The organism is Shimia thalassica, assembly GCF_001458215.1.
GTDB lineage: Bacteria > Pseudomonadota > Alphaproteobacteria > Rhodobacterales > Rhodobacteraceae > Shimia > Shimia thalassica.
In genome coordinates this window covers 1,125,644-1,148,679 of sequence record NZ_CYTW01000001.1, presented here as the reverse complement: position 1 = coordinate 1,148,679, position 23,036 = coordinate 1,125,644, and the positions used below count along the sequence as shown (strand labels likewise).

24 protein-coding genes are annotated in these 23,036 nt (G+C 55.9%); 9 read left to right on the top strand and 15 right to left on the bottom strand.

What is annotated here, in order from left to right; translation table 11 throughout:
* Positions 1–2: 2 nt before the first annotated feature.
* The 6 genes from PH7735_RS05305 to coxB all read right to left on the bottom strand — a co-directional run bounded on the left by PH7735_RS05305 (position 3) and on the right by coxB (position 4,189).
* Entirely contained in the window at positions 3–680 is a 678-nt protein-coding gene (locus PH7735_RS05305) for an SURF1 family protein (protein WP_058311156.1), read from the bottom strand.
* Between the two features lie 94 nt (positions 681–774).
* Positions 775–1,578, bottom strand: coding sequence for a cytochrome c oxidase subunit 3 (locus tag PH7735_RS05300; RefSeq protein ID WP_058310244.1), 804 nt, complete (start codon positions 1,576–1,578; stop codon positions 775–777).
* A 31-nt stretch (positions 1,579–1,609) separates the two neighbouring features.
* Positions 1,610–2,185, bottom strand: coding sequence for a cytochrome c oxidase assembly protein (locus PH7735_RS05295; protein WP_058310243.1), 576 nt, complete (start codon positions 2,183–2,185; stop codon positions 1,610–1,612).
* Complete coding sequence (locus PH7735_RS20800) at positions 2,185–2,346, bottom strand: cytochrome c oxidase system small membrane protein (RefSeq protein WP_199534971.1); 162 nt, start codon at positions 2,344–2,346, stop codon at positions 2,185–2,187. Before PH7735_RS20800 ends, PH7735_RS05295 begins: the two co-directional genes overlap by 1 nt.
* Before the next feature lies 1 nt (position 2,347).
* Positions 2,348–3,286 (bottom strand): heme o synthase, encoded by a 939-nt coding sequence (gene cyoE, locus PH7735_RS05290; RefSeq protein ID WP_058310242.1) that lies wholly within the window; start codon positions 3,284–3,286, stop codon positions 2,348–2,350.
* A 51-nt stretch (positions 3,287–3,337) separates the two neighbouring features.
* On the bottom strand, positions 3,338–4,189 hold the full coding sequence (gene coxB, locus PH7735_RS05285) for a cytochrome c oxidase subunit II (RefSeq protein WP_058310241.1): 852 nt from the start codon (positions 4,187–4,189) through the stop codon (positions 3,338–3,340).
* A gap of 181 nt (positions 4,190–4,370) precedes the next feature.
* On the opposite strand from coxB, the gene tldD reads away from it, so the two are divergent.
* The 5 genes from tldD (at position 4,371) to PH7735_RS05260 (ending at position 11,478) form a co-directional block, all read left to right on the top strand.
* On the top strand, positions 4,371–5,792 hold the full coding sequence (tldD, locus tag PH7735_RS05280) for a metalloprotease TldD (protein ID WP_058310240.1): 1,422 nt from the start codon (positions 4,371–4,373) through the stop codon (positions 5,790–5,792).
* Positions 5,793–5,967: 175 nt separating this feature from the next.
* A complete protein-coding gene (dprA, locus tag PH7735_RS05275) occupies positions 5,968–7,107 on the top strand; it encodes a DNA-processing protein DprA (protein WP_058310239.1) in 1,140 nt (379 codons plus the stop codon).
* A 264-nt stretch (positions 7,108–7,371) separates the two neighbouring features.
* Positions 7,372–9,975, top strand: a complete 2,604-nt coding sequence (gene topA, locus PH7735_RS05270) for a type I DNA topoisomerase (RefSeq protein WP_058310238.1) — start codon at positions 7,372–7,374, stop codon at positions 9,973–9,975.
* A gap of 151 nt (positions 9,976–10,126) precedes the next feature.
* Positions 10,127–10,849 carry a CoA transferase subunit A gene (locus PH7735_RS05265; protein ID WP_058310237.1) on the top strand — a complete coding sequence of 241 codons (723 nt, stop codon included), beginning with the start codon at positions 10,127–10,129 and terminating at the stop codon, positions 10,847–10,849.
* The gene (locus tag PH7735_RS05260) at positions 10,849–11,478 is read left to right on the top strand and encodes a CoA transferase subunit B (protein WP_058310236.1); all 630 of its coding nucleotides are present in this window, start codon (positions 10,849–10,851) and stop codon (positions 11,476–11,478) included. Before PH7735_RS05265 ends, PH7735_RS05260 begins: the two co-directional genes overlap by 1 nt.
* A gap of 72 nt (positions 11,479–11,550) precedes the next feature.
* On the opposite strand, the gene PH7735_RS05255 is transcribed toward PH7735_RS05260, so the two are convergent.
* Both PH7735_RS05255 and PH7735_RS05250 read right to left on the bottom strand, forming a co-directional pair.
* Positions 11,551–12,354 carry a 3-hydroxybutyrate dehydrogenase gene (locus tag PH7735_RS05255; RefSeq protein WP_058310235.1) on the bottom strand — a complete coding sequence of 268 codons (804 nt, stop codon included), beginning with the start codon at positions 12,352–12,354 and terminating at the stop codon, positions 11,551–11,553.
* Positions 12,347–13,861: a class I adenylate-forming enzyme family protein gene (locus PH7735_RS05250; RefSeq protein ID WP_058310234.1), complete on the bottom strand. Its 1,515-nt coding sequence runs from the start codon at positions 13,859–13,861 to the stop codon at positions 12,347–12,349. Before PH7735_RS05250 ends, PH7735_RS05255 begins: the two co-directional genes overlap by 8 nt.
* A 113-nt stretch (positions 13,862–13,974) precedes the next feature.
* Here PH7735_RS05250 and PH7735_RS05245 point away from each other — a divergent pair, with 113 nt between their 5' ends.
* The 4 genes from PH7735_RS05245 to aat all read left to right on the top strand — a co-directional run bounded on the left by PH7735_RS05245 (position 13,975) and on the right by aat (position 17,206).
* Positions 13,975–14,517 carry a helix-turn-helix domain-containing protein gene (locus PH7735_RS05245; protein WP_058310233.1) on the top strand — a complete coding sequence of 181 codons (543 nt, stop codon included), beginning with the start codon at positions 13,975–13,977 and terminating at the stop codon, positions 14,515–14,517.
* A gap of 170 nt (positions 14,518–14,687) precedes the next feature.
* The gene (gene accB / locus PH7735_RS05240) at positions 14,688–15,182 is read left to right on the top strand and encodes an acetyl-CoA carboxylase biotin carboxyl carrier protein (RefSeq protein WP_058310232.1); all 495 of its coding nucleotides are present in this window, start codon (positions 14,688–14,690) and stop codon (positions 15,180–15,182) included.
* A 9-nt stretch (positions 15,183–15,191) separates the two neighbouring features.
* Positions 15,192–16,544, top strand: a complete 1,353-nt coding sequence (gene accC / locus PH7735_RS05235; RefSeq protein ID WP_058310231.1) for an acetyl-CoA carboxylase biotin carboxylase subunit — start codon at positions 15,192–15,194, stop codon at positions 16,542–16,544.
* The gene (gene aat / locus PH7735_RS05230) at positions 16,544–17,206 is read left to right on the top strand and encodes a leucyl/phenylalanyl-tRNA--protein transferase (RefSeq protein WP_058310230.1); all 663 of its coding nucleotides are present in this window, start codon (positions 16,544–16,546) and stop codon (positions 17,204–17,206) included. Before accC ends, aat begins: the two co-directional genes overlap by 1 nt.
* Here the strand turns inward: aat and PH7735_RS05225 are convergent.
* From PH7735_RS05225 to PH7735_RS05195, 7 genes are all read right to left on the bottom strand, one after another.
* Positions 17,152–17,655 (bottom strand): DUF2155 domain-containing protein, encoded by a 504-nt coding sequence (locus tag PH7735_RS05225; protein WP_082645133.1) that lies wholly within the window; start codon positions 17,653–17,655, stop codon positions 17,152–17,154. The two genes, aat and PH7735_RS05225, sit on opposite strands and share 55 nt — an antisense overlap.
* Positions 17,652–18,101: an outer membrane lipid asymmetry maintenance protein MlaD gene (gene mlaD / locus PH7735_RS05220; RefSeq protein ID WP_058310229.1), complete on the bottom strand. Its 450-nt coding sequence runs from the start codon at positions 18,099–18,101 to the stop codon at positions 17,652–17,654. Before mlaD ends, PH7735_RS05225 begins: the two co-directional genes overlap by 4 nt.
* A 15-nt stretch (positions 18,102–18,116) precedes the next feature.
* Positions 18,117–18,500 carry an NADH:ubiquinone oxidoreductase subunit NDUFA12 gene (locus PH7735_RS05215; RefSeq protein WP_058310228.1) on the bottom strand — a complete coding sequence of 128 codons (384 nt, stop codon included), beginning with the start codon at positions 18,498–18,500 and terminating at the stop codon, positions 18,117–18,119.
* 183 nt (positions 18,501–18,683) lie between these two features.
* Complete coding sequence (gene clpX, locus PH7735_RS05210; protein ID WP_058310227.1) at positions 18,684–19,946, bottom strand: ATP-dependent Clp protease ATP-binding subunit ClpX; 1,263 nt, start codon at positions 19,944–19,946, stop codon at positions 18,684–18,686.
* A 139-nt stretch (positions 19,947–20,085) separates the two neighbouring features.
* Positions 20,086–20,718 carry an ATP-dependent Clp protease proteolytic subunit gene (locus tag PH7735_RS05205; RefSeq protein WP_058310226.1) on the bottom strand — a complete coding sequence of 211 codons (633 nt, stop codon included), beginning with the start codon at positions 20,716–20,718 and terminating at the stop codon, positions 20,086–20,088.
* A 311-nt stretch (positions 20,719–21,029) separates the two neighbouring features.
* Entirely contained in the window at positions 21,030–22,292 is a 1,263-nt protein-coding gene (locus PH7735_RS05200; protein ID WP_058310225.1) for an NAD(P)/FAD-dependent oxidoreductase, read from the bottom strand.
* A gap of 32 nt (positions 22,293–22,324) precedes the next feature.
* Positions 22,325–23,035, bottom strand: coding sequence for a c-type cytochrome (locus PH7735_RS05195; RefSeq protein ID WP_058310224.1), 711 nt, complete (start codon positions 23,033–23,035; stop codon positions 22,325–22,327).
* Between the last annotated feature and the right edge of the window lies 1 nt (position 23,036).

The following is a 23,036-nucleotide window of genomic DNA, read 5'->3' as shown; positions in this document are numbered from 1 at the left end:
TCTCAGGCCTTTTTGGTTTTGCGCATTCGGCGCAGGTAATAAAGCGTCATGGCCGCCCAGACAATCGCTAGTCCGTACCAAGTGACAATATATTGGAGATGGTCGTTTGGAATTCCGGATGAGTCGACGGGCAAGGGCGTCACGGTTGTGTCGTTTTCCGACGTCTCGCGCAAAATCACCAGCACGGGTTCGGTATCCAGAGCCGCCGCCATGGCAGGCACATCACGCGCAAACCAGATATTGCCGGTGATGTCATTCTCGGGGGTGAAGCTGTCGATTTCCTCTGGCCAGTGCAGGTTCCCGATCACGGTTGCCGGACCGGTATAGCGCGTCGCCTCTTTCTGGGGCGTGCGCACAAAGCCGCGGTCCACCATGATGCGACGGCCATCTTCCATCTCGAAAGCCGAAACGATGCGATATCCCGGCCCTACCTTTTTGACCGAGACCAGAACGTGCAACTCGTCCGCTGTCAGCACACCCGTCGCTGAAACCGGCAAAAAGCGATCTTCTACAGGGTCTGGAATGGCGGGCACTTCAACAGGGGCGTCCGCAATCCGCGCGTCTATCGCCGAAAGATAGGCTTCTTTCTCGGCCAGACGGCGCACCTGCCAATTGCCCAGAGACACCAGTATCGCGGTACCAACGATGCCGAAAATCAGGGGCAGAAGATAACGGGGCAATGCACAGTGTCCTTGCAAAGAAAAGTCGCGGAAGGCTTTGCCCACCGCGACTTGTTTTATGCGTCTGATAGTTCGGGGTTCAACCGTTAATCGGTTATTGGCCCCAAATGTAGACCGCTGCGAACAGGAACAACCAGACAACGTCCACAAAGTGCCAGTACCAAGCAGCGGCTTCAAAACCGACGTGCTGTTCCTGTGTGAAGTGACCGCGCATCAGGCGCAGCAAGCAAACAAACAGGAAGATGGTGCCGACAACAACGTGGAAACCGTGGAAACCGGTCGCCATGAAGAAGTTCGCGCCATAGATGTTGCCCGAGAAACCAAAGGCCGCGTGGCTGTATTCGTACACCTGGAAAACGGTGAACAGAACGCCGAGAGCAATCGAGATCACAAGACCCCATTTCATGTCTTCGCGGTTGTTTTCATGTGCCAGAGCGTGGTGCGCCCAAGTTGCGGCCATACCCGAACACAGCAGGATCAGCGTGTTGATCAGTGGCAGGTGCCAAGGGTCAAACGTTTCAATGCCTACAGGAGGCCAAACACCGTCAACCATCGGGCTTTCAGGGCCCATTGGATACATAGCGTGCTTGAAGAAGCTCCAGAACCATGCCGAGAAGAACATGACTTCTGACATGATGAACAGAATAAAGCCGTAACGCAGGCCAATCTGAACAACAGGTGTGTGGTCTACGCCGCCGTTGCCTTCGGCAACAACTTCAGCCCACCAGCCAAACATTACATAAAGAACAGCGACAAGGCCGATCAAAAAGACCCAAGGGCCGCTTTCGTGCATCCACAAAACTGCTCCAAACAGCATGACGAATGCGCCGACCGAGCCCAGCAAGGGCCATAGGGAGGGCGGCAGAATGTGGTAGTCGTGGTTTTTAGCGTGCGCCATTTTTTGCTTTTTCCCTCGTTGGAACGCTACTTTAGTTCACATCAGTTTCTGTTTCCTGCACCAGTGAGGCGGTTGCCTCGGGCAGGTCGATTTCGTGGAACGTGTAAGACAATGTGATCACCTTTACATATTTGGCATCACGGTCTGACACGATCTCGGGGTCTACATAGAAGGTTACAGGCATCGACGCCCGCTCCCCCGGTTGCAGGATCTGCTCTTCAAAGCAGAAACAGTCGATTTTCGAAAAGAACCCACCCGCCTCGTAAGGGGCGACGTTGTAGCTGGCCGAACCGGCTACAGGGCGATCAGTGGGATTGTAGGCTTCATAGAAAGCCAAACCTGTCTCACCGATGCGAAGTTCCATCTCGCGCTGCAAAGGTTTGAATTCCCAAGGGAAGTCACGTTCTTTGCTCGCATCGAAACGAACTTTGATGGTTTTTTCCAGAATGACGTCAGAGCCGGACTCGGCAACGCCGGTGATACCGCTAAATCCGGTGACACGGCAGAACCAGTCATAAAAAGGCACAGACGCCCAAGCCAGAGCCCCCATGAGCACAACAACGCCCACGGTTTGTCCCACTGTCTTGGTTTTCGGGTCCATCGCCATCAGTCCTGGATCCTTGCATTTTCGGGCTCGTAGTCGCCACGGGTTACTTTGGCCACAGTCAAACCAAACACGATGGCGATAAAGGCCAGCAGAACCAGGGCAACGCCAAGGTTGCGTCCAAAGCGGCGGCCGTGAAGTTCGTGATCGTCGCGAAAGCTCATATTACCAACCTCCCCAACCAAATGGTGCCAAAGTGGCTTCTGCCAGGATCGCACCGTAGTGCAGGAAGAGGTACATCAAAGACAGGGCAAAGAACGATTTCTCGCGCTTGTACCCATCCGCCTCGGAGGTTTCTTCATCGCGACGCCAGATAGAAATGGCACCCGCTACGAACAGGCCATTCAGAACCAGAGCAACCGTCAGGTAGATCGGACCACCCACACCCGTAAAGGCCATGCCGATTGCAACGGCTGCCAGAAGCAGGGTGTAGACAAGGATATGGTTGCGCGTCGAGCGACGCCCGTTGGTGACATGCAACATGGGCACGCCAGCGTCTTTGTAGTCCGACTTCATAAACAGGCACAAAGCCCAGAAATGAGGTGGGGTCCACATAAACGTCAAGGTGAACATCAGGATCGATTCAATCGAAACGCCCCCGGTGGCCACGGCCCAACCAATCATCGGAGGGAACGCACCTGCGGCACCACCGATAACGATGTTCTGCGGCGTCCAGCGCTTCAGCCACATGGTGTAGATCACCACGTAGAAGAAGATTGTGAAAGCCAGCAGCAGACCGGCAAAGATATTCGCCGCCAGAGCCAGCATCACGCAAGAGAACACCGACAGGGTGATGCCGATTGCAAACGCCTCTTCCCGCGTGACCTTGCCAGCAGGAATCGGACGGCCTTGCGTGCGCTTCATCACGGCGTCGATGTCCGAGTCAAACCACATATTCAATGCGCCTGACGCTCCGCCACCGACTGCGATGAACAGGATCGAGGCAAAAGCCACCATCGGATGCACATCTACGGGGGCCGCCAGAAGGCCCACCATCGCAGTGAACACAACCAGCGACATGACGCGTGGCTTGAGCAATGCGAAATAGTCGCCGAAACCGGCTTCCTGCGTCTGGACCTGCGTGTTGATACTTGCGTCGCTCATAGTCTTCCCCTTGGACGGGGCACCGGTATGGCGCCCCTGACCATCAGTCTTTTATTCAGCCAAAGCCAGCTGCTGTTGCGACGTCAGAGTGGACGGATCGCCCGCATACTCTTCGATCGCGCCTTTCAGCCAAACATCATAAGCCTCTTGCGACACCACTTTGACGGTGATCGGCATATAGGCGTGGTCTTTGCCGCAAAGCTCGGAACACTGGCCAAAGTAGATGCCTTCACGCTCGGCGTTGAACCAAAGCTGGGCGATACGACCGGGAACAGCATCTTGCTTCACACCAAATGCAGGGATGGTCCAAGAGTGGATCACGTCTGCTGCGGTTACGTTCATCACAACGGTCTTGCCGATAGGGACAACAACCTGAGTGTCGGTTGCCAGCAGATATTCATCATCCGCATAGCCATAGTCAGCCAGTTCGTCTTTGCCAAGCAGGAAGCTGTCGAATTCGAACTCGTGGTCCGAATACTCATAACCCCAGTACCACTGGTATCCTGTGACTTTGATGTGAATGTCACCTTCCGGGATTTCCTGTTGGTTGAACAGAACCGGAAGCGAAAACGCACCAATGAAAACAAGGATCAAAATCGGGATCAGTGTCCAAGCGATCTCGATCGGCGTGTTGTGTGTAAATGTTGCAGGCTCTGGATTGGCGCGACGGTTGTAGCGCACGATGATGACTGCCGTAAGGGCCACCACAAACAGAACGATGATCGTGATGATAACCAGCAGCATGTGATCCAAGCTCTGGAGCTGACGTGCCAATTCGGTTGCTGGTGGTTGGAAGCCCATCAAGCCATCAACGGGCTTGCCCACTGTCTCGACCTCTTGAGCCAGCGCCGGAAGGGCTGTGAATGCGGCCATGAGTGCCAGGACTTTCGAAAGAATTCTCATAGTTCACCCTGATAGGTTGCGTTGTTCGTGTCTCAATTCTACGCGAAAAACCGGGCAGTGCCCGGAATCCCGCTGTTGTGCTCCGGCTAGAATGCATATTCTATCTGCCAAATAAAGAAGCCAGCCCGCGTCAAACGGACGCTTTTTTTGACTTAGATCAAATTCCGAAGGGAAAATCCATATGACTCACATCAAATTCTGCCCCTTCGAGACATCTCTCGATCCCGAAGTGGCACTGAACCTGTTGCGCCAGGCCACCGATGGGGCTGACGATGGCGAGTTGTTCCTCGAAAGACGTCGGTCCGAGGCCTTGGTCTTTGATGACGGGCGACTCAAAACGGCGTCTTATGATGCCTCTGAAGGCTTTGGATTAAGGGCCGTGCGTGGCGAGGTGTCCGGATACGCCCATTCCTCTGAAATCTCAGAATCAGCGCTGCGGCGTGCCGTGGAAACCGCGCGTTTGGCGGTGGGCGCAGGCGGCGGTGCTCTTGCGGCGGCGCCGATTCCCACAAACAAACGGCTGTATACCGATGCCGACCCGATTGCCGGTGCCGAATTCCCCGTCAAAATCGACACACTTCGCGAGATCGACAGCTTTGCCCGCGATCTTGATTCGCGCGTTGTTCAGGTCTCGGCAACGCTGGCGGCCTCTCATCAGGAAGTCATCATCTTGCGGCCCGATGGTGTTCAGGTTTCTGACACGCGCCCCATGACCCGCGTGAACGTATCCGTCATAGTTGAGCAAAATGGCCGCCGAGAAACCGGCAGCGCCGGAGGCGGCGGTCGGATCGGGCTTGACGGGTTGATGGATCCGGCTGACTGGCAGGCAAAAACGCGCGAGGCACTGCGCGTGGCCTTGGTCAACCTCGAGGCGGTCCCCGCCCCTGCAGGCGCCATGGAAGTTGTCCTGGGGCCCGGATGGCCTGGCATCTTGTTGCACGAAGCCGTTGGTCATGGGCTGGAAGGCGATTTCAACCGCAAAGGCAGCTCGAAGTTTGCCGGACACATCGGCCAGCAGGTTGCCTCAAAAGGCGTTACTGTTGTGGACGATGGCACGATCCCTGACCGCCGCGGTTCCATCACGGTGGACGACGAAGGCACTCCTTCCGGGCGCAATGTCCTGATCGAAGATGGCGTTCTGGTCGGATACATGCAGGATCGCCAAAACGCCCGTCTGATGGGGGTGGATCCAACAGGGAACGGGCGGCGGGAAAGCTATGCCCATCCGCCGATGCCACGCATGACAAACACCTATATGCAGGGCGGAGACGCCACTCCGGCCGATCTGATCGCATCTTTGAAAGACGGAATTTATGCCGTCGGGTTCGGCGGCGGTCAGGTAGATATCACCAACGGCAAGTTTGTCTTCTCTTGCACCGAGGCCTATCGCGTCGAAAACGGCAAAATCGGCGCGCCCGTCAATGGCGCCACCCTGATCGGTGACGGGGCCACCGCAATGAAACAGATCAAGGGGCTGGGCAATGACATGCAACTCGATCCGGGCATGGGCAATTGCGGCAAAGCCGGTCAATGGGTGCCCGTCGGCGTAGGCCAGCCGCATGTTCTCATGGATGGTCTTACCGTCGGTGGGTCTGCCACTTAAGCCAATAGGCCAGCAGCAAAACCCGCTTTGCACTACGAACACACCTTCTGGGGCGTTTCCTTTCGGAGACGCCCCAGATTGCATTTTAGAGAATGTTGAAAAAGATTTGAGGCAATTCACCTGCTGTTAACTCTTTGAACGCTAAACCTGACTTTGCAAGCAGGCGGAGCTACGGATGACCGAGGACAACATTTCTTCCACTCACCCCCAACTCCCACCCACCACGGAAGAACACCGTTATTCGTGGCTCCGTCTTTTGCGCTCGCGTCGGGTCGGGGTATCTACCTTCTATAAACTGATGGCCGAACATGGCTGTGCCGAACGCGTACTTGAGGCCTTGCCCTCTGTGGCGCAGGCTGCAGGTGTCGACAATTATTCTGTGTGTCCGGCAGGTGTCATCGAAAGCGAGATGGCCGCAGGTCGAAAGGCCGGCGCGCGTTTGGTGGCCATTTCGGATGAAGACTATCCTCAGCCGCTCAAAGACACTGCCGACGCCCCTCCTCTATTATGGACACTTGGCGACGTGACTTTGGCCACCCGTCCGGCATTGGCTTTGGTCGGGGCACGAAATGCGTCCTCTCTTGGTACGCGCATGGCGCGCGGCTTGGCCAGAGAGCTGGGTGAAGCGGGTTTTGTCGTGGCGTCCGGTCTGGCGCGCGGGGTCGATACGGCGGCCCATGCTGCATCGCTAAAAACAGGCACAATCGCCGTATTTGGCGGCGGTGTGGATGTGATCTATCCCGCAGACAACAGGGAATTGGCCCGAAAGATCGCGGACAACGGCCTGATCGTTTCTGAACAACCTATGGGCACCGTCCCGCAGGCCCGTCACTTCCCTGCCCGCAACCGCATTATTTCGGGAATGTCCCAAGCGGTTGTCGTGGTCGAAGCCGCGGCACGATCCGGCAGCCTGATCACGGCACGTGAAGCGCTGGATCAGGGCCGAGAGGTTCTTGCTGTGCCGGGCCATCCGTTTGATGCGCGCGCTTCTGGTTGCAACATGTTGATCCGTGACGGTGCCACTCTTGTCAGAGGCGCCAAGGATGTGATCGAGATGGTCGGCGCGCCGCGCACGTCAGATGTTTCCGGCCCGTCCGACACGCCGCCACAGACCTCGCCCCAACAGCGCAGCCTGCGAGACACTTCGGATCTGCACATGCAAATTCTCAACCGTTTGGGACCGGCGCCTTTGGCCGAAGATCAATTGATCCGTGACCTTTCTGCGCCTGCGAATCGTGTCACTCCGGTTTTGATCGATTTGGAGTTGGATGGTCGTATTCAGCGGCAGGCAGGTGGTTTGTTGTCAAAAATCTGACCCAATCGTTATCGGGTCAGATGCGAAATGTATGCCCTGCCCCGCTGACAGCGGCAAAAGCCCCGGTTTGCCCCTTCAATCCCCAACAAAACATGGCGCTTGGCGAAAGCGGCCAAACCGTAATGGAAACCCCGACCAATTCAACTTTGCGCATATCAATTTGCTGTGGATTTAAAGAGACCAAACGGCACGCATTGACATTGCCCCCTTCCAAACCACATTTTTCGCCGCCATATACGGCCCAGCGAGTCGAGAGGAAGTTTAATGCCAGTCGTTGTTGTCGAGTCTCCAGCAAAAGCCAAAACGATCAATAAATATCTGGGGCCGGATTACACGGTTCTGGCTTCCTATGGCCACGTGCGCGATCTGCCTGCGAAAGACGGCAGCGTGGACACCGAACACGATTTTGACATGACTTGGCAGATCGGTGCCGACTCTCGAAAGCATGTCAAAGCCATTGCGGACGCGTTAAAAGACGACAACAACCTGATCCTCGCAACCGACCCCGACCGCGAGGGAGAGGCCATCAGCTGGCACCTTGAAGAAGCGCTACGCAAACGTCGTGCCATCAAAAAGGATACGCCCGTCAGCCGCGTCGTGTTCAACGCGATCACGAAATCCGCCGTGACCGAAGCGATGCAAAACCCGCGCCAGGTGGACCAGCCTCTTGTGGATGCCTATCTGGCTCGTCGCGCGCTGGACTATCTTGTCGGCTTTAACCTTTCGCCCGTTTTGTGGCGCAAACTGCCGGGCGCACGATCGGCCGGTCGTGTGCAATCTGTGTGCCTGCGCCTGATTGTCGAACGCGAAATGGAGATCGAAGCCTTCAATCCACGCGAATACTGGAGTGTCAAAGCCCTGCTTGCGACACCGCGCGGACAGGAGTTCGAAGCACGCATGACCATCATGGGTGGTCAAAAGCTCGACAAATTCGATCTTGAGAACAGCACCGCCGCAGAATTGGCCGTTCAGGCAATCAATTCGCGCGATCTCAAAGTGGCCAAGGTCGAAGCCAAGCCCGCAAGCCGCAACCCTTCTGCACCGTTTATGACCTCGACTCTGCAACAGGAAGCCAGCCGTAAATTCGGCATGGGTGCGCGCCAGTGTATGAGCACCGCCCAGCGTTTGTACGAGGCCGGATACATCACCTATATGCGTACAGACGGCATCGACATGGCGCCCGAAGCGGTCGCTGCTGCGCGTGACGCCATTGCTGAACGCTATGGCGCGGAATATGTCCCGTCCAAGCCGCGCATCTACAAGAACAAAGCCAAAAATGCGCAGGAAGCCCACGAATGTATCCGCCCCACGGATATGAAGCTGAGCGCGGACGCGTTGAAAGTCACCGAACAGGACCAGCGCAAGCTCTATGACCTGATCTGGAAGCGGACACTGGCCTGTCAGATGGAAGGCGCCCGCATGGAGCGCACCACAGTCGACATTGCAAGCGACGATGGTCAGGTCGGCCTGCGTGCGACCGGCCAAGTCGTTCTGTTTGATGGATTTATGCGGGTTTACGAAGAAGGCCGAGACGATGTTGTCGATGATGATGACAAGCGCCTGCCACAAATCTCGCAGGGCGACAAAACCGAGAAACGCTCGATCTCGCCCGAACAGCACTTCACCCAGCCCCCCCCGCGTTATACCGAAGCGACTTTGGTCAAGCGTATGGAAGAATTGGGCATTGGCCGCCCGTCGACCTACGCCAGTGTGATCACCACGATTCAGGACCGTGAATATGTCCGCAAGGACAAGAACCGCCTGTTCCCAGAGGACAAAGGCCGGATCGTCACGATCTTCCTGCTGAACTTTTTCCGCCAGTACGTCGGGTATGAGTTCACGGCCAATCTGGAAGAGGAACTGGATGATGTTTCCGCCGGCGAGCGCGACTATAAGGCCGTGTTGGGCCGCTTCTGGAAAGACTTCTCGGTGGCGATCGCCGAAACCTCGGAACTGCGCATCACCGAGGTTCTGGATGTGCTGGACGATGCACTTGCCCCGCAACTGTATCCACCGCGTGAAGACGGCACGGATCCCCGCGTCTGTCCGAAATGCGGTGCTGGCCAGCTTCACCTGAAAACTTCGCGCACCGGCGGCTTTGTCGGCTGTGGCAACTACCCCGAATGCAACTATACCCGCCCGATTTCCGGCGAAGGTGCAGAAGGCTATGAGCGTGTCTTGGGCGAAGATGACGGTGACGAAATCCACCTGAAGTCCGGTCGCTTTGGCCCTTACGTCCAACGCGGTGAGCCCACGCCTGAAAACAAAAAACCGCCACGCTCTTCTTTGCCGAAACAAGGCAAGGAATTCCTGCCCGGCTGGGGTCCGAATGACGTCACTCTGGAACAGGCGCTGACACTTTTGACCCTGCCTCGTGAAATTGGCGTTCACCCTGATGGTGGCGTTATTTCCTCGAACCTCGGGCGGTTTGGCCCCTATGTCATGCACCAATTGCCGGACGAGGAAAAACCGGTCTATGCCAACCTCAAAGAGACACTCGATGTGTTCGAGATCGGCATGAACCGTGCGATGGAAATGATCACCGAGAAGCGCAACAACCCGGGCCGTGGTCGACGCGCGGCCGCAAAAGCGTTGAAAGAGTTGGGAGAACATCCCGAAAGCGGTGGTGCGGTCAATGTCATGGACGGCCGCTATGGTCCTTATGTCAAATGGGAAAAGGTGAACGCCACCATCCCCAAAGAGGTCAAGGCCGAAGACGTGACGATGGAACAGGCGGTCGAATGGATCGCCGAGAAGGCCGGCAAGTCGGGGACAAAACGAAAAGCGCCTGCCAAGAAAAAGGCCCCCGCGAAGAAGACAGCCGCCAAAAAGCCAGCTGCAAAAAAGACTGCAGCCAAAAAAGCCTGACGGGTGACATGATTTCTAAAAGGCCCTGCCCGACGGCAGGGCCTTAATACGTATAACCGCCCGTAGTAATACGACCCCCGCTCCCTGTTCATTGACTCCGCAGTGACGTCCCGTCAAAACGGTGGCAATTCCGGATAAGAGGGAGAATTCCATGAATAAAGTCTATGCGAATGCCACCGAGGCACTCGACGGGCTGCTCAAGGATGACATGTTGATCGCGTCTGGCGGTTTCGGTCTCTGCGGCATCCCCGAACTGTTGCTGAACGCGATCAAGGACTCGGGCGTCAAGGACCTGACCTTTGCTTCCAACAACGCGGGCGTTGACGGCGCAGGCATCGGCATCCTGTTGGAAACCAAGCAGGTGCGCAAAATGATCTCGTCCTATGTGGGCGAAAACGCAGAATTCATGCGCCAGTATCTGTCGGGCGAGCTTGAGCTGGAGTTCACGCCTCAAGGCACGCTGGCCGAGCGTATGCGCGCCGGTGGCGCAGGCATCCCCGGGTTCTTTACCAAGACCGGCGTTGGCACCGTGATTGCAGACGGCAAGTTCGAAAAGCAGTTTCCCACCGGCGAAGACTCCGCCATGGAAGACTACATCATGGAAGAAGGTATTTTTGCCGATCTCGCCATCGTGAAAGCATGGAAAGCGGATGCAACGGGCAACCTCGTGTTCCGCAAGACTGCACGCAACTTCAACCTGCCTGCCGCGACATGTGGCAAGGTTTGCGTGGCCGAAGTGGAAGAGATCGTCGAGACCGGCTCGCTTGACCCGGACATGATCCACTTGCCGGGCATCTATGTGAACCGGATTATCAAAAGCGACGCAGAAAAGCGCATCGAACAGCGCACCGTACGCAAGCGGGAGGAAGCATAATGCCTTGGGATCGTAACCAAATGGCTGCACGCGCGGCTCAGGAACTGCAAGACGGTTGGTATGTGAACCTTGGAATCGGCATTCCAACGCTGGTGTCCAATTACATCCCCGAAGGCGTCGAAGTCACCCTGCAATCGGAAAACGGTATGTTGGGCATGGGCCCCTTCCCTTATGAAGGCGAAGAAGACCCCGACCTAATCAACGCTGGTAAACAGACCATCACTGAGCTGCCGCAGACCGCGTATTTTGACAGCGCAACGTCGTTTGCCATGATCCGTGGCGGCAAAATCGCTATGGCGATCCTTGGCGCGATGGAAGTGGCCGAAAACGGTGATCTCGCCAACTGGATGATCCCCGGCAAGCTGGTCAAAGGCATGGGCGGCGCGATGGATCTTGTGGCTGGTGTTGGCCGTGTTGTTGTGGTCATGGATCATGCCAACAAGCACGGCGTTTCCAAAGTTCTCAAAGAATGCACGTTGCCTCTGACTGGCAGAGGCGTTGTTGACCGCATCATCACCAACCTTGGCGTGATGGACGTGGTCGAAGGCGGTCTGAAGCTGGTTGAATTGGCTGATGGCGTTACCGATGAAGAGTTCCGCGCCGCAACCGAGGCAACTCTGGTCAACTAAACGACCGTTATTAATGATGAAAAGCCCGGCTCAAAAGCCGGGCTTTTTGCTTTTGCAATGTCCTTAACGCACTTACTGCGCCGTCCATCCCCCATCGACAGGGATGGATGTGCCCGTGATGTTGTGCGCCACCGGATTACAAAGCCAAAGCGCCAAAGCGCCGATCTCAGATGGATCGGATGTGCGTTGCGACGGCTGTTTTTCCGAGCGCAATTCCGCGATACCTGCGTTCCTATCGCCATTATGGGCCGCGGCACGGGCTTGGATCTGGGGTTCGATGATCGCGGTTTCCGTCCATCCCGGACAGATACAGTTCACCGTAATCCCGCCAGCGGCCTTACTTCCGGCGTTCGCGTATTCCAGAGCGGCCACTTTGCTGAGCCCTACTAACCCGAATTTTGCCGCGCAATAAGGCGCCTTTTCTTTTGAAGCCGCCACGCCATGAACCGAAGCGATGTTAATCACCCGGCCATACCCCCGTTGCGCCATCGAAGGCATCGCCTTTTGCATCGTGTGAAACGCCGCCGACAGGTTGATTGCAAGGATCGCATCCCATTTTTCGGCGGGCATCTCGGCAAGCGGTGCCGTGTGTTGAATGCCCGCGTTATTCACCAGAATATCCGCGCCTCCCCAATCTGAGACGCCCTGCATCATGGCCTCAATCGCGTTGGCATCGCGCAGGTCTCCCTCAAAAAACCTGGCCTCGGGGGCACCTGCCTTTTCCAACAGCTCACAGGTCGCCTCGGCCTCTTCCCGGGTTGCCAGACCATGCACACCGATGCGCGCGCCCGCCTTGGCAAGCTCTTGTGCGATGGCAAGTCCGATCCCCTGAACCGAGCCGGTGACAAAAGCAGTTTTCCCATGCAAATCAGTCATTTGAAGTCTCCAGTTGCTTGCGCAATTCGGTTTTCAGAACCTTGCCATAGTTGTTCTTGGGCAGTTCACGAATTTCATAGTACGCCTTGGGCCGCTTGAAACGGGCGATCTGGTCAAGGCAGTGGGCGTCAAGTCGGTCTTCGTCGAGCGCCCCGCGACACACGACAAATGCAACCACGTCTTCACCCCATTCCGGATGGGGCCGCCCGACCACCGAGACCTCGACCACGTCCGGATGCAAAAGAAGCGCCTCTTCTACTTCGCGCGGGTAAATATTGGTGCCCCCTGAAATGATCAGGTCCTTTGAACGATCTTTCAGGGTCAGGTAGCCGTCGTCGCTCAAGGTGCCCATGTCACCGGTCATCAACCATCCATTGACGATGGTTTTGGCCGAGGCTTCCGGATTATTCCAATACCCCGGCATCACCGCATCCCCGCGGGCCATGATTTCGCCGACGGTTCCGGCTGGCAGCGGACGGCCCTGTTCGTCTCCGATGGCAAGTTCGACAACACTTTGGGCCCGCCCCACCGACGCAAGGCGGGCTTGCCAATCTACATGTGAACGATCCGAAACGTCAGAACGCGACAGCGCCGAAATGCACATCGGACACTCGCCTTGCCCATAGATTTGAACAAAGATCGGGCCAAAATGATCCACGGCCTCAACGATATCAGCCACATACATGGGTCCACCGCCATAAACGATAGTGCGTAACCCCTCTCCGGTTTCACCCGTTTCCTTGGCGACTTCGGTCATGCGTTTCACCATGGTCGGTGCGCAAAACATGTGGACGCGCTTGTGATAACGCGCCAGCGCAAAGATCTCGGCTTCGTCAAACCCACCCGACGCGGGCAGGACATGGCGGGCGCCCTTCATGACGTGCATGAGATTGTAGATGCCTGCACCATGGCTCATTGGCGCGGCATAAAGGGCCGTATCTTCGCCCGTCACCTCGTCCACATCCGCGAAATAGCTGAGTGCCATCGCGTGCAACATGCGGTTGGTAATCATAACCCCCTTGGGGCGTCCGGTTGTGCCGGATGTGTAGAACAACCAGCTGAGGTCATCTGCCTGTCGGGGGACAGGTGCGAATACCGGCGCGGGCGCAATGACGTTTCGCCAGTCAGATGATGTGACATCCAGACAGGAAAGCGTTGTGACCTTGGCAAGTGCGGCGTGCAGCCCTTTGGACGTAAAGCAAAAATGCGCTTCGGCATTCTCAAGAATCCAGGCGGCTTCTCTGGCATGAAGTTTGGCGTTGATCGGAACAACCACGCCCCCTGCGGCCCAAACCCCATATTGGGCAATCAGGTATTCAGGGACATTTTTCATGAACAAACCAACCCGATCTCCGGGTTTGATCCCTTGGGTGTGCAGCCACCCCGCCACACGCAACGCCTTTTCAAAGAAAGACCCATACGTCTCGGTACAGGTTTGCCCCAGAAAAATTGCAGGCCGCTCTAGCGCCACCTGCGCAACGCGTTCCAGCCAAAGTGCCAAATTCATTGCGTCCCCTCCTCACTCACTTGTAGCAGAGGTAATCTAGGGTCTTTGTCACTGGCAATTCGTAGTAATACTGCGGCCTTGGCCTTTGGTCGGCTTACGTGCATGGTGTGCGCATGGAACTTGATGCGATTGCCTTTGAATTTGCGCCTGTCGGGCTGGCTGTACTTGAAAACCGGATCATTCGACGATGCAACAATGCGTTTGGCGATATGTTTCACCAGGAACCTGCCAAATGTGTTGGGGTGTCGCTCGGCGAATTCTATGCCTCGGAAGAGGATTTTCATTCGATCGGGGAACGTGGATTGACCGCCATGCGCGCAACAGGACGCTATAACGACGAACGCGTGATGAAACGCAAGGACGACACCCTGTTCTGGTGCCGTGTCCGAGGCCAGTCCCTTACCCCTGAAAACCCTTTTCAAAGAGGCATCTGGTCATTTGCGGATCTTTCGGAAGAACGCCCGATTGTCGAGCTGACCCAACGTGAACGCGAGGTCGCAATATTGACCTGTCGCGGATTGACCAGCAAGGAAATCGGTCTAGAGCTGAAACTGTCTTACCGGACCGTCGAAGAGTATCGCGCGCGACTACTTCGTAAATTCGGCGCACGAAAATTGGCAGAACTGGTTGCAAAGCTGTCCGGAATGCCTTTGTAAGCATTAAGTGACCAAATTGTACAAATTCCCCTCGTAATTTGTACTAGTCATGTCCAAATGAACCGGTGCGCACGCGCTTTTCTCTGGCGTCGCTTTGACCTATAAGGCGACGCAAGGGAAACCCAAAAAGACTCAACCGCGCATGGGATGCGCTGCAGGGGACAAAACACATGAGCAATACGAACCACGACAACGATGTTGCCTTCATCAAGGCATTGGCAGAACTTCTGCGGGAAAACGACCTGACCGAACTTCAGGTCAAGCGTGAATATGGTGACGACGACAGCCTGAATGTTCGTGTCAGCCGCCAGACGCAAGTTGCCGCCGCTGTCATGGCCCCCGCTGCTGCCGCACCTGTTGCCGTGGCTGCACCAGAAGCTGCGACACCCTCGGCTTTTGAAGCACCTGCAACGGATGATCCCGCCAGCCACCCCGGTGCGGTTACATCCCCGATGGTTGGTACAATCTATTTGCAGCCCGAACCCGGCGCGCCATCTTTTGTGAGCGTTGGAGCATCCATCTCGGAAGGGGACACCCTGTTGATCGTGGAAGCCATGAAAACCATGAACCACATTCCCGCGCCCAAATCGGGAACGGTGAAACGCATTCTTGTGGGTGATGGCGACACGGTAGAATTTGGTGCACCGCTGGTCATCATCGAGTAAGGCGCAGACATGTTTGATAAAATTCTCATCGCAAACCGTGGAGAAATCGCCCTGCGCGTGATCCGCGCGTGTCGCGAAATGGGCATCAAGTCTGTCGCGGTTCATTCGACCGCCGACGCAGATGCGATGCACGTCCGCATGGCAGACGAAGCAGTTTGTATCGGCCCCCCTCCGGGTACGGACAGCTATCTCAACATGGCCGCAATCATTGCCGCTTGTGAAATCACTGGCGCCCAGGCGATCCATCCCGGTTATGGATTTTTGTCGGAAAATGCCAACTTTGTTCAGATCATCGAGGATCACGGCCTGACCTTTATTGGCCCTACAGCCGAACATATTCGGGTGATGGGTGATAAAATCACCGCCAAAGATACGATGATTAAACTGGGTGTGCCTTGTGTGCCCGGATCTGACGGTGGGGTTCCCGATCTTGAGGCGGCCAAGCGGCTGGGTGACGAGATGGGCTATCCTGTCATCGTCAAAGCCACTGCCGGTGGCGGTGGGCGCGGCATGAAAGTTGCCGCCACAGCCGCCGACATGGAAAGCGCCTTTATGACCGCCCGTGCCGAGGGGAAATCCAACTTTGGCAATGACGAGGTCTATATTGAAAAGTATCTGACCACGCCACGGCACATCGAGATTCAGGTGTTTGGCGACGGCAAAGGCAATGCCGTACATCTGGGCGAACGCGACTGCTCGTTGCAGCGCCGTCACCAGAAAGTCTTTGAAGAAGCCCCAGGCCCCTGTATTTCTCCCGAAGAGCGCGCCCAAATCGGAAAAGTCTGTTCCGATGCGGTTGCTGCGATCAATTATATCGGCGCCGGAACAATCGAATTCCTCTACGAAAACGGCGAGTTCTATTTCATCGAAATGAACACACGTTTGCAGGTTGAGCACCCCGTTACCGAGGCCATCTTTGGTGTCGATCTTGTCCGCGAACAAATCCTTGTCGCAGCGGGTCAACCGATGTCATTCGGGCAAGACGACCTTGAAATCAACGGACACGCGATTGAAGTGCGGATCAACGCAGAGCGCTTGCCGAACTTCTCTCCCTGCCCCGGCAAGATCACAGCCTATCACGCCCCTGGCGGATTGGGCGTGCGCATGGATTCGGCGCTTTATAACGGGTACTCCATCCCGCCCTTCTATGATTCTCTGATTGGCAAACTGATCGTACATGGTCGGGACCGCCCAGAGGCTCTGGCACGGCTGAACCGTGCCTTGGGTGAGTTGATCGTGGATGGCGTGGATACCACGGTACCACTGTTCCACGCGCTTCTGGCCGAGGACGATGTCCTGACAGGGGATTACAACATTCACTGGCTAGAGCACTGGCTGGAAACCAATCTGGCCGAGGGCTAATGCCCCACGGCGTGCAACCCAATGACGAAGGGCTTACACCCGCGCTGTTGATGCACGCCTATTCCGTGGGGGTCTTCCCCATGTCGGAACACAGGGACGATCCGGAAATCTTCTGGGTCGACCCGCACCAGCGTGGCGTCTTCCCGCTAGACGCGTTTCATGTTTCCAAATCGCTGTCCAAAGCTCTGCGCAAAAGCCCCTTCCGTATTTCGCTAAACGAGAACTTTCTGGAGGTGGTTGACGGGTGCGCGGATCGCGAAGAAACTTGGATCAACGCAGAAATCCGAGACCTCTATCAAAGCCTGCATCAACTCGGCTGCGCCCATTCCCTCGAGGTTTGGGAAGACACAATCTTGGTCGGAGGCGTGTACGGCGTCACACTCGGGTCTGCGTTCTTTGGGGAAAGCATGTTCTCAAAGCGCACCAATGCGTCCAAAATCGCGCTGGCCTATCTCTGTGCGCATCTGCGTAACTGTGGGTTCACGCTTTTTGATACGCAATTCATAACGCCGCATCTTGCCTCGCTAGGGGCAATCGAGATCAGCCGTGCGTCGTATCACGCCCTGCTTGCAGACGCTGTGCGTGGCACTGCAAATATTACAGGAATTCAGTTGCCTTCGGCAGAAGACGCCGTTTTGCAACGCAGGACCCAAACGTCATAACGCGCGTGATCCAGCGCATTCAGCGCTGGGGACGAGGCAATCATCCACCCCTGGAATGCAGGATCAACAGAGCTCTCACGCCCTTCCTGGATCGTCAGAAAGGCATAGGCCTCGCCGGTTGAATTGTCTTCGGGGTGACGGCACTGTCCAAGGTCGACACGCAGGCCGCCGAACATAATGCTAAAGCCGTTGTCGAGTTCGAAATCGACCACTTCGCCGTTCAGCTTGTCCAATCCACGCAGCATCGCCCCTGTGCCTTTGACGGCGGGCACAAACACTTCAGACTGAACCGTACCCAGCTCCCGCTGAAGGGAAAACAGTTCAAGTTCCGGATCAGGCTGCATGATGACGATTTGAGGGGCCGAGTCGGGATCCAAGGTTTCGACTGTGATGGTTTGCCCAAAGGCGACCGAAGCTGTCAAACAAAGCGCCAGCGCAACGCGGATCATTCGCTGTCTCCGCCGGCGACAAACTTCATCAACAAACCAACAAGGCTCACCGAACTTTGCGTATCTTCAATTTCCGCGCCCGCCTCGAGATTGAAAGGAGAGCCACCCGGCAGGATTTCTACGAAATTCCCGCCCAACAGCCCCTCAGAGGACACCACGATTGCGCTGTCATCTGGCAACTCGATCCCGGACAAAACCGTGAATTCAGTATCGGCACGAAAGGTCTGCGGGTTCAAGGAAATGCCCGTCACAGATCCGATTTTCACACCTGCCAAGCGGACGTCCGTGCCGACAGACACCCCTTCCAACGACCTGAAAGAGGCCGTCAAAGGGTATCCAGCGGTGCTTGCGGACAGACCCGTGACCTGTCCGGCATAAATGAGAAAACCAACAGCAATGGCGACAACGCCTGCGCCAACGGCGACTTCCGTTTTAACGGCCGACATGATGGAACTCCGCTTTTATTCAGGCACCCAGGCTTCGTAGTCCTGGCGTTCTTTTGTACCTGCCTGACGCAACGAACCAGCCGGCGCATATGCCAATGCCGTTCCGGTCAGATTCTCCTGATGCGGCTTTTCCCACGGTTTGTGGGCCAGCGGCTTTTCAGAGGGAATTTCGTCAAACGTGCGGTGCAGCCAGCCATGCCAGTCTGCAGACACGCGGCTTGCCTCGGCTTCACCGTTGAACATCACCCAGCGTTTGCTGTCGTCTTTGTTGTGATAATAGGTGTTGCCCTGGTCATCTTCACCGACCTTGATCCCCTTACGGTTCGTATAAAGCCGTGTGTTCAGGGTTCCGCCGTTCCACCAAGTGAACAAGCTGTTGATACCGCTCAGAATGCCCATGGATGCCTCCGCAATTGCTTCTGTGTGTATGCCCTACCCCGCACCAAAGGTCCAGTGGCGCATTGGCCGCATCCATCCCCGCAGCGGAATCCAGCCTCTGCTGTATCAAAACGCACATGTGCAAAGAAAATGCCCACAGCATAAAGCCATGGGCACTCAAATTTTTAGGATTTGAACAACGGTTTAGCCGACGTTTGCAGGCTCTTTTTCCGCTTCTCCGTGAATCATCAGGGGATTCGCATCCGAATTCACGGCCTCTTCGTTCACGACCACCTCGGTCACGCTGTCCATACCGGGAAGTTCGAACATCGTGTTCAACAGGATATCCTCAAGAATAGACCGCAGACCACGCGCCCCTGTCTTGCGTTCAATGGCGCGCTTGGCAATTGCACTCAATGCGTCATCGGTAAAGGACAGCTTGGTGTCTTCCAGTTCGAACAGGCGTTGATACTGCTTGATCAATGCGTTTTTCGGCTGTGTGAGGATGGTCACCAGAGCGTCTTCATCAAGATCTTCGAGGGTCGCCAGAACCGGCAAACGTCCGACAAATTCGGGAATCAGACCGAACTTCAGCAGGTCTTCCGGCTCGAGATCCTTAAAGATCTCGCCAACACCGCGGCTGTCGTTGTCACGCACGTCCGCGCCAAAGCCCATAGCAGAGCCTTTGCCACGCTGCGCAATGATCCGGTCCAGACCCGCAAAGGCGCCGCCACAAATGAACAGGATATTGGTTGTGTCCACTTGCAGGAATTCCTGCTGCGGGTGCTTGCGTCCGCCTTGCGGCGGCACCGAAGCAACCGTGCCTTCCATCAGTTTTAGCAGCGCTTGCTGAACACCTTCGCCCGACACGTCCCGCGTGATCGACGGGTTTTCGGATTTACGCGTAATCTTGTCGACTTCATCGATATAGACGATGCCACGCTGCGCGCGCTCGACATTGTATTCAGAGGCCTGCAACAGCTTCAGGATGATGTTCTCAACATCTTCCCCGACATAACCGGCCTCGGTCAGCGTCGTCGCGTCGGCCATTGTGAACGGCACATCCAGAATACGCGCAAGTGTCTGTGCCAAAAGCGTTTTACCGCAACCGGTTGGCCCAATCAGAAGAATATTCGACTTCGCCAACTCGATATCGCCAGACTTCTGAGCGTGGTTCAGGCGCTTGTAGTGGTTGTGCACAGCCACTGACAGCACCCGCTTGGCCAAAGCCTGACCAATCACGTAATCGTCAAGGACATTGCAGATTTCCAACGGTGTCGGCACACCTTCAGAGGCCTTCAAACCCGACGCTTTGGTTTCTTCGCGAATAATGTCCATGCAAAGTTCGACGCATTCATCACAGATGAACACGGTTGGACCAGCAATCAGTTTACGCACCTCATGTTGGCTTTTGCCGCAGAAGCTGCAGTAAAGGGTGTTTTTGCTGTCGCTAGAGTTACTCGCCATATTCTACCTTTCAGGCCCGAATGTGATTCCGGGGGAAAAATGTCCGTCAAAGCCCCGTATTTGATCCAGCTTAGGCCAGCCTCAATCCGAGTACAATGTGCAAAGCGCCCCAAAGTTCGTGGCTCAGGGGCGCTTTGTCTTAGCTGTCTTCTTCGTCCGTTTTGGACCGGGCTTCGACGATCTCGTCGATCAAACCCCAATCTTTTGCTTCTTCCGGTGACATAAAGTTGTCCCGCTCAAGCCCCTGCTCGACCTCTTCATAGGTCCGGCCGGTGTGCTTGACATAAATCTCGTTCAAGCGACGCTTCAGCTTCAAGGTCTCTTCAGCGTGGATCATGATATCCGTCGCCTGCCCCTGATACCCGCCCGAGGGCTGGTGCACCATCACGCGGCTGTTCGGCAGCGAAAAGCGCATTCCGGCTTCGCCAGCGGTCAACAAAAGCGACCCCATCGAAGCAGCCTGCCCGATCACAAGGGTCGATACCTTTGGACGGATGTACTGCATGGTGTCGTAAATCGACAAACCGGACGTCACCACGCCACCGGGGCTGTTGATATACATCGAAATCTCTTTCGACGGGTTTTCCGCCTCAAGGTGCAGCAACTGTGCGACAATCAAGCTCGACATGCCGTCATGGACAGGTCCATTCAGGAAAATGATCCGCTCCTTCAACAGGCGCGAGAAAATGTCATAAGCGCGTTCGCCACGGCTGGTCTGTTCGACCACCATTGGCACCAGAGTATTCATATATGTCTCTAAAGGGTCGTTCATATCCGCCTGCCTGTTGTTCGCATCCGTAAGTGTGCCCAAAGCCCACCTACAGAGTCTTAGTGTCGCCCTCAGGGGGCTGCAAGGGCAGCAGGCAAATTTCAGGGAAACAGATGATAAACCTTCTGCGAGGCCTTTCCCCCAAATGCCCCGTCAAATTCTTCTTCTGGCCCGAAATATCCCGGGGGTCCCGGGGGCAGCGCCCCCGCTGAAGCTGACACAAAGGACGCTAGCGCGTTCAATTCAACGTCCGGAACGAAAACGGGCAGCCCCACACAAGGGCCGCCCGCATTTTTTTTCAGATCACGCCTTAGTCAGCCGAACATGTCTGACGTAATTCCGGCATACCAACCCACCGATTCTTCATAGGTGGCTTTGCGAAGCTCAGCCCCCTCGCCGGTTTTCGAGATAAACCCGTCAACCTTGGCAATCTTTTCGTCGGTCGCTTCATAGGTCGCGCCCACTTTCACGCCGTCTTCGGTATCGATCAGAGACCAGCAGGTGTTCGAGAATTTCGCCGGGAACACTTTTGATCCGGTCAATGCACCGCGAATGGCCATAGCCGCAACTTTGGCCTGGCTGTTGGCCGAGAAACCGGACTTCGGCATGTCGCCCTGATTGGTGGCATCTCCCAGAACATGAATGTTCTCGTCAATACGTGACTGCATTGTATGACCCGAAACAGGGGCCCAATTGCCTTCGGTGATACCGGCCATCTCGCAGATTTTGCCGGCCTTCATCGCGGGGATAACGTTACACACATCGACCTTGGTCACTTCGCCATCAATCGACACCGTCATTTCATCCGGATTCACCTCGACGTTGTCACCGCCAAAGTCGGATCCGACCCAGTCGATCATCCCGTCATAGTGATTGCCCCAACCTTCCTGGAAAAGCGCCATTTTCGAGAATTTCGGCTTGGGGTCGGCGATGATGATTTTCGCAGTCGGGTTCTTCTCTTTCAGAACATGCGCCACCATCGAAACCCGCTCGTATGGTCCGGGCGGACAGCGATAGGGATTTGGTGGGGCCACCATAGCAAATGTCCCCCCCTGAGGCATGGCCTCAATCTGGGCTTTCAACAGCTCGCTTTGAGAACCCGCCTTATAGGCATGGGGCATTTTGTTTTGACTGGTCACGTCCCATCCCGGAACCGCCCCGTCGACAAAATCGATGCCGGGTGACAGGACCAACCGGTCATAAGACAGCTTTGCCCCCCCTGCCAACGATACGGTTTTTGCGTCACGATCGATGCCTACGGCCCAGTCATGCACGACATTCACGCCGTATTTCGACGCCAGTGTGCCATAGCTGTGTGCAATCGAAGACAGCTCCCGGAACCCGGCAATGTAAAGGTTTGAGAAGAAACAGGTATAGTAGGTGCGACTTGGCTCTACCAAAGTCACATCAATGGCCCCTTTCGACCCTTTTGCAATATAACGCGCGGCGGTCGCGCCTCCTGCACCGCCACCGATGACAACGACACGAGGCTTTCCAGCCCCCATCACCATAGGCGCTGACAACGAGGCCGCAACTGCGGCTCCTGCGCCAATAAATCCACGTCTGTTCAATTTCATAGATCTTCCTCCCTTGATCTAAATTACCGACCTCACTCCAAATTTCCAAAATAGGCCGCGAGCGCTGCAATCTCTTCATCAGAGAGACGCCCGGCCATCATCTGCATTACGGGATGCTCCCGTTGCTTGATTTTATAAGCATGCATGGCGATCACAAAATCTTCTGTGGGCCACTGCACAATCGATGGAATACCATCATACGCACCATCGGTCTGGTGACAGGTTGTGCATTCCGTCGACAGGTATTCGCCATAGTCCGGATCCCCCACAATCGCGAGAATCTCGGGCGCAAGCTCGACCTCAACCTTGCGGGCGGTTGGTGCCGCTTCCGGAATATCCTGTGGATTGTCCGAGAAGGTCCGCAGATAGGCCAGAAGATCATTGCGATCCTGTTCCTTTTTCATCCCGCGAAAGCTCATCTTCGTGCCGGGCACTGTTGCTTTCGGGGCCTCAAGGAAATTGCCGAGACCATCCACATCCCACACAAGACCTGCTTCTCTCGCAGCGTACATGCCCTTGGAATACTTATAGTCATCAAATGCGGCGGCTGGACGAAAAAAGATTCCGTTCAGATGTGGACCGACTTTGTGCTTACCACCCAGCCCCACCTGATGGCAGGACTGGCAGCGTTTGAACATTTTTGCACCGCGCTCGGGGTCCCCGATGGCGGTGGCACTTTCTTCGGCAAAGGCGGCACCCGAAAGTGCCGCCCAAACCGCGATTACAACTCCTCCCAGCCGCATC

What these genes read in the sequence shown, in the direction of transcription:
- clpX (WP_058310227.1), bottom strand. Translation starts at nt 19,946, where the DNA reads ATGGCGAGTAACTCTAGCGACAGCAAAAACACCCTTTACTGCAGCTTC.
- mlaD (WP_058310229.1), bottom strand. Translation starts at nt 18,101, where the DNA reads ATGTCGGCCGTTAAAACGGAAGTCGCCGTTGGCGCAGGCGTTGTCGCC.
- dprA (WP_058310239.1), top strand. Translation starts at nt 5,968, where the DNA reads ATGACCGAGGACAACATTTCTTCCACTCACCCCCAACTCCCACCCACC.
- PH7735_RS05225 (WP_082645133.1), bottom strand. Translation starts at nt 17,655, where the DNA reads ATGATCCGCGTTGCGCTGGCGCTTTGTTTGACAGCTTCGGTCGCCTTT.
- PH7735_RS05195 (WP_058310224.1), bottom strand. Translation starts at nt 23,035, where the DNA reads ATGCGGCTGGGAGGAGTTGTAATCGCGGTTTGGGCGGCACTTTCGGGT.
- coxB (WP_058310241.1), bottom strand. Translation starts at nt 4,189, where the DNA reads ATGAGAATTCTTTCGAAAGTCCTGGCACTCATGGCCGCATTCACAGCC.
- tldD (WP_058310240.1), top strand. Translation starts at nt 4,371, where the DNA reads ATGACTCACATCAAATTCTGCCCCTTCGAGACATCTCTCGATCCCGAA.
- aat (WP_058310230.1), top strand. Translation starts at nt 16,544, where the DNA reads ATGCCCCACGGCGTGCAACCCAATGACGAAGGGCTTACACCCGCGCTG.
- topA (WP_058310238.1), top strand. Translation starts at nt 7,372, where the DNA reads ATGCCAGTCGTTGTTGTCGAGTCTCCAGCAAAAGCCAAAACGATCAAT.
- PH7735_RS05200 (WP_058310225.1), bottom strand. Translation starts at nt 22,292, where the DNA reads ATGAAATTGAACAGACGTGGATTTATTGGCGCAGGAGCCGCAGTTGCG.
- PH7735_RS05205 (WP_058310226.1), bottom strand. Translation starts at nt 20,718, where the DNA reads ATGAACGACCCTTTAGAGACATATATGAATACTCTGGTGCCAATGGTG.
- cyoE (WP_058310242.1), bottom strand. Translation starts at nt 3,286, where the DNA reads ATGAGCGACGCAAGTATCAACACGCAGGTCCAGACGCAGGAAGCCGGT.
- PH7735_RS05250 (WP_058310234.1), bottom strand. Translation starts at nt 13,861, where the DNA reads ATGAATTTGGCACTTTGGCTGGAACGCGTTGCGCAGGTGGCGCTAGAG.
- PH7735_RS05255 (WP_058310235.1), bottom strand. Translation starts at nt 12,354, where the DNA reads ATGACTGATTTGCATGGGAAAACTGCTTTTGTCACCGGCTCGGTTCAG.
- accB (WP_058310232.1), top strand. Translation starts at nt 14,688, where the DNA reads ATGAGCAATACGAACCACGACAACGATGTTGCCTTCATCAAGGCATTG.
- PH7735_RS05260 (WP_058310236.1), top strand. Translation starts at nt 10,849, where the DNA reads ATGCCTTGGGATCGTAACCAAATGGCTGCACGCGCGGCTCAGGAACTG.
- PH7735_RS05265 (WP_058310237.1), top strand. Translation starts at nt 10,127, where the DNA reads ATGAATAAAGTCTATGCGAATGCCACCGAGGCACTCGACGGGCTGCTC.
- PH7735_RS05215 (WP_058310228.1), bottom strand. Translation starts at nt 18,500, where the DNA reads ATGGGCATTCTGAGCGGTATCAACAGCTTGTTCACTTGGTGGAACGGC.
- PH7735_RS05245 (WP_058310233.1), top strand. Translation starts at nt 13,975, where the DNA reads ATGGAACTTGATGCGATTGCCTTTGAATTTGCGCCTGTCGGGCTGGCT.
- accC (WP_058310231.1), top strand. Translation starts at nt 15,192, where the DNA reads ATGTTTGATAAAATTCTCATCGCAAACCGTGGAGAAATCGCCCTGCGC.
- PH7735_RS20800 (WP_199534971.1), bottom strand. Translation starts at nt 2,346, where the DNA reads ATGAGCTTTCGCGACGATCACGAACTTCACGGCCGCCGCTTTGGACGC.
- PH7735_RS05300 (WP_058310244.1), bottom strand. Translation starts at nt 1,578, where the DNA reads ATGGCGCACGCTAAAAACCACGACTACCACATTCTGCCGCCCTCCCTA.
- PH7735_RS05295 (WP_058310243.1), bottom strand. Translation starts at nt 2,185, where the DNA reads ATGGCGATGGACCCGAAAACCAAGACAGTGGGACAAACCGTGGGCGTT.